Here is a 14063-nt window from a genome sequence, read left to right on the forward strand (position 1 = left end):
GGATGTTTATTGCTGGCAGGTTGCTCCTCAGCAGAGCCTACTTCCTCTTAACATCCTGATACAAAGATATAAAACTAAAGTTAATTAATAATGAATTATCCAACTTTGTTTGGATTTTAAATGGAAAGAATATGAACTGGAAGACTTCAGGAAGAAGCTGGAAATCACCAACTCGCTTAACAGTATTTTCTGGAACGATATAAACCAAAAGGCTGTCAATGCGAAAAAACTTATAACACCTGACTTTTTCTATACAGTGGAGATGCAGTCATTCCTTATAAGGAACAATGTGCTGCATTATAGCTGTAATTTCATGCCTTATACCAACGATGAGATACTAAATAAGGCTTTGATGGCAATAGGTGCGCAGTTTAACATACAGGCGGGAAGGTTCGGCTATATGATATTCGACTTCTGGTTGAGAATCTCATATCTGCAATATGTTATAGAGACATTTGAAGCACCGGACAAGCTGGAAACGGTATTGAAATTCCTTGAATTCACTTCGTTGAACGAGAATGATGACCTGACGAAGAGTATAAGCCTTGCCCATGCATATTGCATGAAGAAGTATTCAAACCTTTATAAGTTTCATTACAAAACGACTCCAGGCTCTATAATAATAAAAGGGTATCCGGAGTTTCATAATTTAGACAAGCTGTTTACCATGATGTTTCATGGTACCCAGAACGAATATCTGCAGGAAACTGTTTTCGTGTCTGTTTATAAAATCCTTGCAGCAGTCAGAGACTTGTTGTTTTATATGGAAACAGACGAACATGGCGATATTATTGATGAAAACGAAATGGACAGTATATGCCTGCTGCTCAACAAGTTATGCCAATATAAGTTCTACAATGAACCTAGTGACTATATAAATTTGGGAATTAATGAATACAAGATGATACAGTCCGGAAATGACGAATATGTCTTTGCCGATTTTGAGGATGAAAAGGTAATGGAATTTGCAACAAGACTGTTCGAATGGAAAAACAATTTCAGGGACAAGAATATCAATGTTTCCGCACAACTGTTGCAGCGCATATTCACAAGGTTCTATTTCTCGGTAAATAATCTTGATATGACAAGAAAGTATGAAAACCTTGGAGACAAGATGAACGCTTATATAGTGGCTTTGCTGAATGCTGTATTGATAGAGAATGCCATCGAGGGGAATCTGTCGTCCATGGACTTAAGCAGTACAGGTGATATAGTCAGAATCTTTAAGGATAATCTGCAAAAGTATTTAGCAAGAAAGAAAAACGAATCAATATTATGCAACTTATATGAATGGATTTCACAGTGTCCTGTCTTCAGGATTTTCCTGAATCCGTATATTGTTGACATCATAGATAACAAACAGATAGAAGTGAACTGGCAGTTGTATAATTATGAAATAGACAAACGGAAAGCGAAAAGAATCAATGATGAAATAGATAATATCAATTCAATCATAAAAATCATCAAAGAGGCTATAGAATGGGCTACAAATGACAGTGACAGCGAGAATACTTTGTATTACAACGAATATAAGTATAACAAGAATATCTTTGAAATTTTTATCAACAAGAAAATGGATAAAGAAGATTTCATTGAAAGGAAAATGGAACTATATGACAAATTAAGCTTTTTCAACAATGAACTTTCTTTGAAGACGACCTTGAAGAATGAGATTCAGGAAAGGTTCAGGGTTATGTATGCTAAGTTCGTTAAAGATGATTTTAAAAGGTCGGATATGACGACTTATAATGTACTGCGTTCTATAGAAATAGAAGAACCTTTATATGAACACTAATGCGGTATGAATCCTATATTGTCAAAATTGCTGTATGATAACGAAAGTTTGTTTGAATATGAAAGGAATCTGAGCTTTTCATACAGCATCCCTTTTGAACGTATCAAGGCAAGGCTTATAGCTATGGAAAGGTTAGAAAACAAGATGAAGAATGATGCGTTCTATGAGAATCTGGGCGATATGTATCTTGACAAATACAGGAATCTTCCCGAACTGCTTTATAAAATGCCCAGGGACGTTGCCAAAGACATTTTATGCTTCAGGGACGGATTCGTATTTGTTAAAAAGGAAAAGTTTGAAAAATGGATGGAACTTATCAGTTTCATCCCTCCTACCCTGTTTATCGCGGCTTTCCTGATGGACAGATTTACATTGTCCATGTTGTCCAGACCTGCGGAACTGTGTACATTCATAAAGACACACCTCTCACAGTTTGTACATACGGCACAACCTCTGGTATATATCCCGGAACTGAACTTTCTGATATCAGAAAATGAAGGGCTTAATGACTTGCACATTCATCTTAACGGTTCTACTGAAACTGACGCTATCTGGCATTATATGATTCATAATCCATACAGGACGCTGAAGGATTTCATGTATGTCTATAACAATAATTCCATGGTGAGAAAACACACAGAACAGACTATTGCAAATTTCACTCCTGTAATCCTGCTTGAGAGACTTAAAAGGGCATACAGCCTCAGGAGCCTGATTCTGATGAGAGTAGCATCAAATACGGAATTGAAGGATTTCACATCCGGTCCTGAACCAATGGATTTGGATTTCGGTATGGAGAACCTGGCAGGGAGCATTTTCAATAACGACAATAATATCACTCCTATTCTGGACGAAATCCTGTTCTATATCATAACCTTATGCGAACTGGAGAAAAGGGAAGAAAACTGTCTGGCTGCATGGTTGCACCACTATCTGCTGATAAAAGGTATCGCACACAGGCTCACCGTGATGCAGAAATCGCAAACAGGTTTTCCACAGTTCCAGCTAATAACTGAGAACTCTTTCAGATTCGGTGTAGAGTCTTTCTATGCCAAAAGATTCATGCAACTGGCAGGAGGAGGTCCAATCTCGTATCTGAACCTTATTGAAGGAAGATTTTCCCCGCCCGACAACAGTTTCAAGCTGCATATTCTTCTGTCCAGAATAAAAAAGGGATTTGAAGAGGCGAAAAAGGGAAGTGCCTATCTGAATAATTCCAGGCTTATCCTTGTTGCTCACTTCATAAAAAAGAGAGAGCATACACATGATAAGAAAATGCCTGTAAGACACAGACTGTTAAGGCATGAACTGAAGAAAAAGGCGCTGGCACTTGTGCTGTATATGAAAAAGGATTTTGCCGCAGCAAAGCTTATCAGGGGCATAGATGCGGCGGCAAGTGAATTTGATGCCGGACCGGATGTATTCGCACATACATTCAGATTCCTCAGAAAAAACGGTATAGACAAATGCACTTTTCATGTGGGAGAAGATTTCAGGCATATATTAAGCGGTATAAGGAATATTTATGAAGCGATAATGTTTCTCGAACTGCAAACCGGCGACAGACTGGGGCACTGTACGGCACTGGGTATATGTCCTGAACTATGGGTAAACAGGACCGGCAGTACTTGTATCGTTTCACAGGGCGAATGGCTTGACAATCTTGTTTTTATATGGTATATAATAAAAGAAACCAAATGCAAGGAACTTCAGGGATACATCATACGTCTGGAAAATGACATAGCGGAACTGTCGCACAAGGTTTATAATTCTTCATACCCTCCATACATACTTGCCGAAGCATGGAAAATGAGAAAGTATAATCCTTTCCTGTATCTTGAAAGCGAGTTTTCATATACTACGGACAACTGGTATAATATTGAATCTCCCGAAGAGGAACTTTCAATACGGAAGAAACTGAATGATATGAAAGAAATTAAGGATATCTGGATGATTTATCACAGGATATACGGCAATAAGGAAAATGCCTATGATAAGCTCATTGAAATAGAGAACTGTAATCTTTTGAACTATAATGAGATAAGAATATTGCAGAATCTTGTTTTGAACATTATGGCATTGAAAGGTATAGTAATCGAAACGTTGCCTACTTCAAATGTCAGAATAAGCTATTATAAGAATCTTGGCGAATACCACCTGAGCAGATGGATATGCAATAATACGGAGAACGTGTTGATTCCTCCTGTAGTATTGGGAACAGACGATCCGGGAATCTTCAGTACGAATATCTATAACGAGTTCGCAAAAGCATATTTGCATCTTGAAGCTTCCCAGTCTTTATCCATCACCTCTGTATCCGACAGGATACTTAAAATATCGGGTATCCATAATAATAGTAGAATTTATAATTTCATCCAACATGAATAATCAAAAAAAAGCAGCCTTGGCATTTCTTTACGCTAAATTGCATTACAAGATTGGCAGACGGTCAATATTTGACATTAATATGAGAATTGTGTATAACTACAATTTCATAGTCAATAATGACAGGTATAATCTGATAGACTTAAAACACCGGAAATGCCTGACCGGAAACAGAAATTCAATGTTTGACCCTGATACAAAATCGGTGGTTAACCTGAATATTGGAGAAAACGGGCTTCAGGCTTTCGACAATCAGTCAAGGTCGTTTATAAAAGTGAGCAGGACCGATAATAGAATAACCGTTTATGATTCTAAAAGCAAAGAATTCAGTGTATACGAAATAATAGAATAGTTGTTATTTATAGATTATAGATATTGTCTTAATAAAAAATGTCACTTATGAACATTATGCGTATTTTTATATTAGGTAGTTTTTTGATGGTATGCGACATTGTATTTGCAGATTACAATATTGCAGTATTGGGAAAAGATACAATAAACGGAGCACCTGTTATACTTATTGATGATGTCTCTACTAATTTTCTTGATGACGGATTTAATTTTCTGGGAGTTATCGGTTTTTTTCTGGGACTGGCATCATTGTATTTTGCCAAAGTAACTTTTGAGGCCCAAAAGCAAACTGAGCTGCATACCTCGAATGCTCCTAAGTCGGCACAAATGGGAAAGCTGAAAGATTTACCGAGGCATTTTTACAGGAATCTGGTCTGTTCGTGTGCAATGACACTGAAATACTATGATGATTCCAACAAGAGATGGGGAGTAAGGATGAACTACCCTTCGGAAAGCAATGTTCTTAAGCTCAAGACGTTGCCTGATGAAATTATCTATGATATTGATGAAGAAGAAAAGTCATATACCATAAGGCATGAATTCAAATTGTTGCTACGTAACTATAACACGGAAGTGGATATTGCCGCCGAACATTTCTCCAGAAAAAATATTTCTGAGGATGCCATTAACCAGGATATAGACAATATCATTTTCAAGCAACTGTTTCTGCTTTACCGCTCGTATGATATACTTCTCACATTGTCAAATGTGGCATATCCACAGATTGTTGCAGATAGCTTACATACGATGATTAAAGAACATTTCAACAAATTGCATGACAACACATTACTGGACATGAAAAATGATTTTTTTCATTATGTCAACAATATTCTGCTTGATGTTAATGATACAAAAGGTAAAGAGAATGAGAAAGAGAAATTCAAAAAACACATTGACCCTAAAGGTTCTCTATACAGATCGTATGGTATGATTCTCAAATCAATAAATGAATACTATAAGAATCAAGATACTAAAAGAATAAATAAAACGGAGTTTAACGGAATATGTTTCAATATAAAAGAAGGTAAAATAGAAGTGGACAAAAAAAAATTCATTAATAGCCTCCATAATGAAGGTGGGAATAAGTCTGATGTACTTTCTAAATTTGTTAATGATTTCTGTAATATATCAGAACTTGACGGTTTATTAAAAGCATATCAGAAAGAAAGAGGAAACCTGAATGAAGAGGAAATAAAAAATAATCAGGCGATATTTGATAAAACATCTGCTTATTTCAAATACCTGGGAGAAGGTAGCAAATGGGATTTCAAGGATTTGTTACTACATATTGTTGTTTTTGATTGTGTTTTGGAGACAAAAAAAATAGGAATGGTTAATTTCAGTTCGCTGTTATGAATGATATTTTCAAAATAGCTAGCTGTACAGATAAAAGAAAGCGATTATATAAAACAATACAAAAATAAGATATCGGATGTAACCATCCAAAAATGACGTATTGACCAACGTGGCTCTTAATATTCCATACACGTCATTCTATGACTGGTTCAAGAAGACAATCATCATTCTCTTCCACTTTGTACTCCACTCGGTTTGCACTATCTTTGTGGACTCTTTTTTAGACGGATGCCTGCTGGCGCCCGTCCAAAGGGGGTACCCTAAAATTGGAAACTTACATAAAGTTACCGTAAAAGATCCGTTCATTGGACTGGTTCCGACATCAGGCAAAAGTGGCGGGGAATAATAAAATCGGATCAATAACATGAACATATATACATGGAATTCGCAAAGGAATCCTTATAATTCCACCGAAAAAGAGGAGGTTCTCAAGCAATTTATGAATATGGGGAAGAAACAGCAGCACGCACTGAACAAAGTGTGAGGGAACTTCTCGAAAGGGGAAATTATGAGTAATCATTAGGTAAAAATGCATTGCAACGGCAAGACCATGACGCTGGAATCGGAGTATGCGAGGCTGGAACTTAGGAAGTTCTGATGAGAAATGACTGAGAATATATGATATAAATATTTGTCATTATCGGGGGAAAATGATAAATTTGCGAAACACTACAAAAACCAATCATGATAGAAAACATAAGAATAAACAATTTCAAGTCGTTGGTGGAAGTGGAACTGACAGACTGTAGAAGATATAACCTACTGTTAGGCCGCCCAAATGTGGGCAAAAGCAATATACTTGAGGCTCTCGCATTGTTCTCTGTTCCTTACCTGGTGTATTCAAAACGTGAGTTGCGTGACACGGTGAGATACAGCAACAGCATGAACGAACTGTACTTTAACGGCAACACATCGGAACCTATAAGCGTGACGGCCGGTAACTATAACTTGCGTATCGCAAATAATGACGGCATAAAATATACTTGGGACTACTCTGATGGCGATAAAAAAGAAAGCCTGGTTATCAATGGCGGCAAGATAGCGGCAAAACGCAACAATGCTGTGTTGATGCCTGAATTCAAAAAATATGATTTCAAGAAGCTTGACAAATTTTTTATATCGGAGTTGCCTTTTCTTTTGCCTGCAGGTGGGGAGAACATAATGCAAATAATACAAAACGATGGTGGTCTGACGGATGAGATAAGAGAGATTGTGGCAGAATACAATCTGCAACTATTGTTTGACACTGCGACAAAGGAAATAAAGTTCCAGAAGCAGCTTAACGAGACTACCGTATTCTCCATTCCGTTCTTCTCCGTATCGGATACGTTGCAACGTCTTATTTTCTACAAGGCAGCAATAAGCAGCAACAAGAACTCTGTTATTATGCTTGAAGAGATTGAAGCGCATTCATATCCTCCGTTCATAACTAAAGTGACCGGAAGCATAACGGACGACAAGAGCAACCAGTATTTCATCACTACACACAGCCCATACGTGGTAAACGATTTCCTGGAGTTGCAAACCGACGAGGTAGCGGTGTATCTTACAGACCTCAAAGGCGGAAAGACTATCATAAAGCGTCTCTCGGATGAAGAGCTGGATGAGGTATATAATGCAGGAATAGATTTGTTTTTCAATTACGAAAGGTACTTAAAATAAGATTATGGGAGACAATTTCATTATACCTGAGTGTTACATTGACACTAATCTGATTGAAGCATTGGTGCCACCACTGAAAGCATATAACCATCAAAAAGGCTGTCCTGCGGTAGCAAAATGTATGAAAGAAAAATTTGGCGAAAAATTTGCTGTCGGTATAACGGACAAAGATAAGAGGAAATTAAAATATCTGGAAGAGTTTAATCTTCTGGCCTACGACGGAAGTATATATTTATACAAACATAAAGTAAAACCACACTTTATTATACAAGTTTCACCGGCTGTTGAGGTCTTTATTCTGAATGCTGTAAAAGAATCAGGTATTGAGTTGGAAAAGCTTCATATTCCTTCAGATCTTGAGAGTATGAAAAAGGAAACGAAGAAGATTGACGCAATAAGTTCCGTGAAATATCGCAATCTGTTCAAGTCTTTAAAGAAAACATCAACTTTTGAAAAATTAGCCAATATTGTGAGATATCTGAAAGAAAATCAATATAGAGCGGATGAAGAGGTGTTAAGGGGATTGCTGTTATAAAATAAAAATCGTTTGGAGGAAACAAAGTTCCGAATAGTGCATTGCAACGGCAAGACCATGACGCTGGAATCGGAGTATTCGAGGTTGGAACTTAGGAAGTTCTGAAAAAAGCTGGAACGGGGATGCAGTAAACAGAAATGACGAGCATTTAAGTATTAAAAGCCTGAAATTTGAGTTTTCGCTTTGTACTTCGCTATAAATTAGTTATCTTTGCAACCGAAATACAAAGTTTTTTGTTTAAAAACGTAACATTTTGTAAAATAGTAAAATAAAATCGAAAGCGAATGATTATAGCCATAGATTTTGACGGGACGATAGTGGAACATAAGTACCCGGAAATAGGAAAAGAGATTCCTTTTGCAATCGAGACACTGAAACGTCTGCAGGCGGACAGACATAAGCTGATTCTCTGGACTGTGCGCGAAGGCAGGCTGCTGGACGAGGCGATAGAGTTCTGCCGCGAACGTGGGCTGGAGTTTTATGCCATAAACCGTGACTACCCTGAGGAGGAGAAGGGCAAGAACAGCCACTACTCGCGCAAGCTGAAGGCGGACCTGTTTATAGACGACCGTAACCTGGGGGGGCTGCCGGACTGGGGTACCATATACGAGATGGTGAAGAACAAACTGAGCTATGAGACCTTGCTTGACCACTACGAACAGGACCGCGAGGACTACGGAAAAGAGAATAAGAACAAAGGTCTGTTTAAAAGATTATTCGGATAAATCAACTTATAAATATGAAAAAGTATTTGTTTATCGCACTTTTGGCTGCGGGAATGATGAGCAGCTGTACTTCGTATAAGAACGTTCCTTATATGCAGGATATTGAGACTGTGAACAACTATGGAAAAGTAATTCCTCTGTATGACGCCAAGATTATGCCGAAGGATCTGCTGAGTATAACTATTAATACTACTGATCCGCAGGCGGCGGCTCCATTCAATCTGACGGTGCAGACTCCGCTGAATGCTGCACTAACTAATATTAATACTACAACCCAGCCTACATTGCAGCAATACCTTGTCAATAATAAGGGGGAAATTGATTTCCCGGTAGTAGGACGCCTGAAAGTGGGTGGACTGACTAAGAATGAGGCTGAAGACCTGATACGCGAAAGGCTGCAGCCTTATCTGAAGGAGAAGCCTATAGTGACTGTGCGTATGGCAAACTATAAGATTTCGGTGCTGGGTGAAGTAGCCCGTCCGGGTACTTTCACTGTCAGCAACGAGAAGGTGAATGTGCTGGAGGCTCTTGCGATGGCAGGTGATATGACGGTGTACGGTGTGCGCACAAACGTGAAGCTGATTCGTGAGGACGCGGAAGGAAAGCGCGAGATTGTGCAGTTGGACCTGACGAAGAGTGACCTGATTCTGTCGCCGTACTTCTATCTGAAACAGAACGACATTCTGTATGTCACTCCGAACCAGACTAAGGCGAAGAACTCTGATATAGGTACAACAACCACTACATGGATTTCGGCTACATCAATAATGGTGTCGATAGCCAGCCTTATTGTGAACATTCTGAGATAAAAAAAAGAGAAACAACTAATAACGCACATATAATACTGAATCATGCAGGAACTGAACAACACTCCTATACAGGAGAATCAGGAAGAGGAATCTTTCAATATCTATGAGATAATATTCAAGTATCTGGTGTACTGGCCATGGTTTGTGGCAAGCGTAATAGCGTGTCTTGCGGTGGCATTCCTATACATGAGATACCAGACTCCGGTGTATAACATTTCGTCGGCTGTGCTGATTAAGGAAATGGACCCGAGACAAAAGGCGATGAGTGCCGCAAACGGTGCCCTTAGCGCACTGCAGGACATGGGGGGATTCTCCATGACAAGCAGCTTTGACAATGAGGTGGAGATACTGAAATCGCGTACTCTGATAAGCAAGGTGGTGACTGAGCTGGGGCTTTATATCAATACTTCGGAGAAACGCTTCTTAGGATATAATGTTCCGCTGTACAGGACATCGCCCGTAAATGTGTTTCTTACCCCGGAAGAGGCAGAGAGACTGTACGGAGGGGTGAAGCTGGACATGAAATATACCGTAGAGGGCAAGCTGTCGGTTAAGGCAAAATATTTCACCGAGGATGAAGAGGAACATGAAGCGGAATGTGAATTTGACAGTATTCCGGCGGTATTCCCTACTCCTGTGGGTGTGTTCTCGTTCAGCAGGAATGATTCGGTTCCGGCGTTGGAAGAGGATATCGAGTTAGTGACTTATATTTCATCGCCTACGGCTACAGCAATCGCATACGCCAAGAACATGGAGGTATCGCCTACATCGAAGACTACTACAATTGCGGCAATAAGCGTAAAGAATACAAGCAAGCGCAGGGCTGTGGACTTCATAAACAGCCTGGTGAGAAACTATAACCAGGACGCGAACGACGAGAAGAACGAGGTGGCTCGCAAATCGGCCGAATTCATAGATGACAGACTCGCGATTATCAACTCCGAGTTGGGCTCGACGGAATCGGAACTGGCGGCTTTCAAACAGCGTTCGGGACTGACAAATATTACTGCGGACGCACAAATGGCTCTGGAAGAGAGTACAAAATATGAGCAGCAGAGAATACAGAACGCCACACAGATAAGCCTGGTGGAATTCCTGCAGAACTACATAAACAATCCGGCAAACGCGAACGAGGTGATTCCGGCTAACGTGGGACTGCAGGACCAGAACCTGACTTCTGTGATTGACCAGTATAACACAATGATAATTGAGCGCAAGAGACTGCTGCGCACTTCGTCGGAAAACAACCCTGCGGTGGTGAACATGAACACGGGTATTGAGGCGATGAGGAAGAGCGTGCATACCACTGTGCAGAGCGTGCTGAAGGGACTGCAGATAGCAAAGGCTGACCTGGACAGACAGGCAAAGAGACTGGAGACAAGAATAAGCGACGCTCCGCAGCAGGAGAAGGAGTTCCTGACCATCTCGCGCCAGCAGGAGATAAAGGCTACGCTGTACATAATGCTGCTGCAGAAGCGTGAGGAGAACGCCATCACTTTGGCTGCTACGGCAAACAACGGACGAATAATAGAAAAGCCGCTGCCGGACAGAGCGCCTGTTTCGCCAAAGAAACCTATCATTGCTCTGGCTGCACTGGTAATCGGACTGGGTCTGCCGGTAGGATTCGTATATCTGAGAGACCTGCTGAAATATAAGATTGAGACACGCGAGGATGTGGAAAAAATCACAGACGTGCCTATCATAGCGGAGCTGCCTACAGCGACAAAACCTGAACACGGGGCGATAGTGATACGCGAGAACCATAACAACATAATGGAAGAGATGTTCCGCGGACTGAGAACAAACCTGCTGTTCGTACTGGAAAAGAACCAGAAGGTGATTCTGTTCTCGTCAACCCAGCCGGGTGAAGGAAAGTCGTTCGTGGCAGGTAACACTGCGGTGAGTCTGGCATTCTTAGGCAAGAAGGTGGTGATTGTGGGTATGGATATCCGCAAGCCGGGACTGAACAAGGTGTTCAACCTGAGCCGCCGTGCGGAGGGTATAACAAACTATCTGAGCGATCCGGAACATGTGAACCTGTTCGACATGATACAGAAATCGGACATCAGCGACAATCTGGACATTCTGCCGGGTGGTCCTGTGCCTCCTAACCCGACGGAACTCGTGGCACGCAATGTGCTGGACAAGGCAATAGAGCTGCTGAAAGAGAAATATGACTACGTGATTCTGGACACTGCCCCTATAGGCATGGTGACGGATACGGCTATCATAGGCCGTGTGGCTGACGCATGTGTATATGTGTGTCGCGCGGATGTGACTCCGAAGGCGGGATATGAGTTCATCAACGTGCTGAAGAGGGAAAAGAAGTTCCCGAAACTGGTAACCGTAATAAACGGTATAGACATGAGCAAACGCCGAAACAGCTATGGCTATGGATACGGACGCAAATACGGCTACGGAAAGGGCTATGGCTACGGATACGGATATGGTTATGAGGGAGAAAAGAAAAAGAATTAAGAATTAATAATTAAAAATTAATGGGGTGCCAGGGGCTGGTGCTCCATTATTTTTTTGTACTTTTGTTCCAAGTAACGAAAATGGAATTCGGAATATGAAAAGAAAAATAGCAGTAGCAGGAACAGGATATGTAGGTCTGTCGATAGCAACATTATTGGCGCAGCATCACAGGGTGACGGCTGTGGACGTGATAGCGGAAAAGGTGGAGAAGATAAACAACAGGGTCTCTCCTATCCAGGACGACTATATAGAGATGTATCTGGCGGAAAAGGAACTGGACCTGACTGCCACTCTGGACGGAGAGGCGGCATACAGGGACGCGGACTTCGTGGTGATAGCGGCGCCTACGAACTATGATCCGGTGAGGAACTATTTCGACACTTCGCACGTGGAGGAGGTTATCGACCTTGTGCAAAGCGTGAACATGAACGCGGTGATGGTGATAAAGAGCACTATCCCTGTGGGTTACTGTGAGGGTCTGTACCGCAAGTACGGAAGGGACCTGAAGCTGCTGTTCTCGCCGGAGTTCCTGAGGGAGAGCAAGGCGCTGTATGACAACCTCTACCCCAGCCGTATAATTGTGGGGTGTCCGAAAGACTCTGTGTGCGACCATGCGGAGGAACTGAGGCAGGCTGCAAGGACTTTTGCAGGGCTGCTGCAGGAGGGGGCGATAAAAGAGAATATCGACACTCTGTACATGGGACTGACGGAGGCGGAAGCGGTGAAGCTGTTTGCCAACACGTATCTGGCGCTGAGGGTGAGCTATTTCAACGAGCTGGACACTTACGCCGAGATGAAGGGGCTGAACACCGTGGACATCATAAACGGTATAAGTCTGGATCCGAGAATAGGAAACCACTATAACAACCCGTCGTTCGGATACGGGGGGTACTGTCTGCCTAAGGACACAAAGCAGCTGCTGGCAAACTATGCGGACGTGCCGGAGAACCTGATTCACGCCATTGTGGAATCGAACCGCACAAGGAAGGACTTCATAGCGGACCAGGTGCTGAAAATGGCGGGATACTACTCTGCCAACTCGCAGTGGGACATGGATGTGGAGAAGAACGTTACCATAGGTGTGTACCGACTGACAATGAAATCGAACAGCGACAACTTCCGACAGAGCTCAATACAGGGAGTGATGAAGCGAATAAAGGCGAAGGGGGCAACGGTAATAATCTACGAACCTACGCTGGAGGACGGCACTACTTTCTTTGGCTCGAAGGTGGTGAACAACCTGGAGGACTTCAAACGCATGAGCGGCGCCATCATAGCGAACAGATATGACGCGGTGCTGGACGACGTGAAGGACAAGGTATATACGAGGGATGTGTTCAGAAGGGACTAGGAAGCAATTAAAAATTAATAATTAATAATTAAGGGCGGTCACCGCGATGATGTGGTGGCCGCCCTTATTGATTTAATCCGAGAAATGTTTTTTACTGTCTGTTTTTTTGTTTTTTGATTATCATACCTGTTCCAGTATTAACTCCATAGGAATGCTCTCGCCATCCCAGTCGGTAACCTTGAGAATTATCTTACCGTCGCGAAGCTCTGCCTTCTCTGTCTCACCCTCGATGGTGAGATAGATGTAGTTGCCATCTACTGTATATGTACCTGTGGATACTTCTTCTTCATCGGCCGTAATCTGACCGTCGCCATTCAAATCCATCCTTACAGAAGCTGTAAATGTGGTCTCCTGAAAATTCAAACGAAGAGTGGCAATTACAAGATCGCCAAGACCGATATTTCCTTCCCACTTTGTTCCGGCAAGATCGTCGGTTGATGAAACTTCGTCCTTTGAACATGATGTGAACGCAATGAAAGGCATAAAGAATGCCAGAATAAATAATAACTTCTTCATAACTCCGGTTTTTAAAATTAAAGTAAATGTAATTTCGATTCCTCGGATTCCCAAAGTTAAATATATTTTCACAATAAAGCGAAATTTATTGGTATTATTT

At 41.4% G+C, this 14063-nt stretch carries 12 protein-coding genes; 11 read left to right on the forward strand and 1 reads right to left on the reverse strand.

Annotation, left to right across the window (positions count from 1 at the left end):
* The first annotated feature begins 109 nt into the window (after window positions 1–109).
* From I6E24_RS12155 to I6E24_RS12205, 11 genes are all read left to right on the forward strand, one after another.
* Window positions 110–1795 carry a hypothetical protein gene (locus tag I6E24_RS12155; RefSeq protein WP_235328809.1) on the forward strand — a complete coding sequence of 562 codons (1686 nt, stop codon included), beginning with the start codon at window positions 110–112 and terminating at the stop codon, window positions 1793–1795.
* Between the two features lie 6 nt (window positions 1796–1801).
* Window positions 1802–4183 (forward strand): amidohydrolase family protein, encoded by a 2382-nt coding sequence (locus I6E24_RS12160; protein ID WP_235328810.1) that lies wholly within the window; start codon window positions 1802–1804, stop codon window positions 4181–4183.
* Window positions 4176–4532, forward strand: a complete 357-nt coding sequence (locus I6E24_RS12165) for a hypothetical protein (RefSeq protein WP_235328811.1) — start codon at window positions 4176–4178, stop codon at window positions 4530–4532. Before I6E24_RS12160 ends, I6E24_RS12165 begins: the two co-directional genes overlap by 8 nt.
* Window positions 4533–4579: 47 nt before the next feature.
* On the forward strand, window positions 4580–5887 hold the full coding sequence (locus I6E24_RS12170) for a hypothetical protein (protein WP_235328812.1): 1308 nt from the start codon (window positions 4580–4582) through the stop codon (window positions 5885–5887).
* A 684-nt stretch (window positions 5888–6571) separates the two neighbouring features.
* Window positions 6572–7549 carry an AAA family ATPase gene (locus I6E24_RS12175; protein ID WP_235328813.1) on the forward strand — a complete coding sequence of 326 codons (978 nt, stop codon included), beginning with the start codon at window positions 6572–6574 and terminating at the stop codon, window positions 7547–7549.
* Between the two features lie 4 nt (window positions 7550–7553).
* On the forward strand, window positions 7554–8084 hold the full coding sequence (locus tag I6E24_RS12180) for a hypothetical protein (RefSeq protein ID WP_235328815.1): 531 nt from the start codon (window positions 7554–7556) through the stop codon (window positions 8082–8084).
* 12 nt (window positions 8085–8096) lie between these two features.
* A complete protein-coding gene (locus I6E24_RS17230; protein ID WP_262911929.1) occupies window positions 8097–8189 on the forward strand; it encodes a lipocalin-like domain-containing protein in 93 nt (30 codons plus the stop codon).
* A 179-nt stretch (window positions 8190–8368) separates the two neighbouring features.
* Window positions 8369–8809: a BT0820 family HAD-type phosphatase gene (locus I6E24_RS12190; protein ID WP_235328816.1), complete on the forward strand. Its 441-nt coding sequence runs from the start codon at window positions 8369–8371 to the stop codon at window positions 8807–8809.
* A 14-nt stretch (window positions 8810–8823) separates the two neighbouring features.
* The gene (locus tag I6E24_RS12195) at window positions 8824–9618 is read left to right on the forward strand and encodes a polysaccharide biosynthesis/export family protein (protein ID WP_235328818.1); all 795 of its coding nucleotides are present in this window, start codon (window positions 8824–8826) and stop codon (window positions 9616–9618) included.
* 42 nt (window positions 9619–9660) lie between these two features.
* Window positions 9661–12096 carry a GumC family protein gene (locus I6E24_RS12200; RefSeq protein ID WP_235328819.1) on the forward strand — a complete coding sequence of 812 codons (2436 nt, stop codon included), beginning with the start codon at window positions 9661–9663 and terminating at the stop codon, window positions 12094–12096.
* Window positions 12097–12190: 94 nt separating this feature from the next.
* On the forward strand, window positions 12191–13447 hold the full coding sequence (locus tag I6E24_RS12205) for a nucleotide sugar dehydrogenase (RefSeq protein ID WP_235328820.1): 1257 nt from the start codon (window positions 12191–12193) through the stop codon (window positions 13445–13447).
* A gap of 120 nt (window positions 13448–13567) precedes the next feature.
* On the opposite strand, the gene I6E24_RS12210 is transcribed toward I6E24_RS12205, so the two are convergent.
* Window positions 13568–13963: a hypothetical protein gene (locus I6E24_RS12210; protein WP_235328821.1), complete on the reverse strand. Its 396-nt coding sequence runs from the start codon at window positions 13961–13963 to the stop codon at window positions 13568–13570.
* Window positions 13964–14063: the final 100 nt, after the last annotated feature.

It is taken from the genome of Bacteroides caecigallinarum, assembly GCF_021530995.1.
In the GTDB taxonomy this organism is placed as follows: domain Bacteria; phylum Bacteroidota; class Bacteroidia; order Bacteroidales; family Bacteroidaceae; genus Phocaeicola; species Phocaeicola faecigallinarum.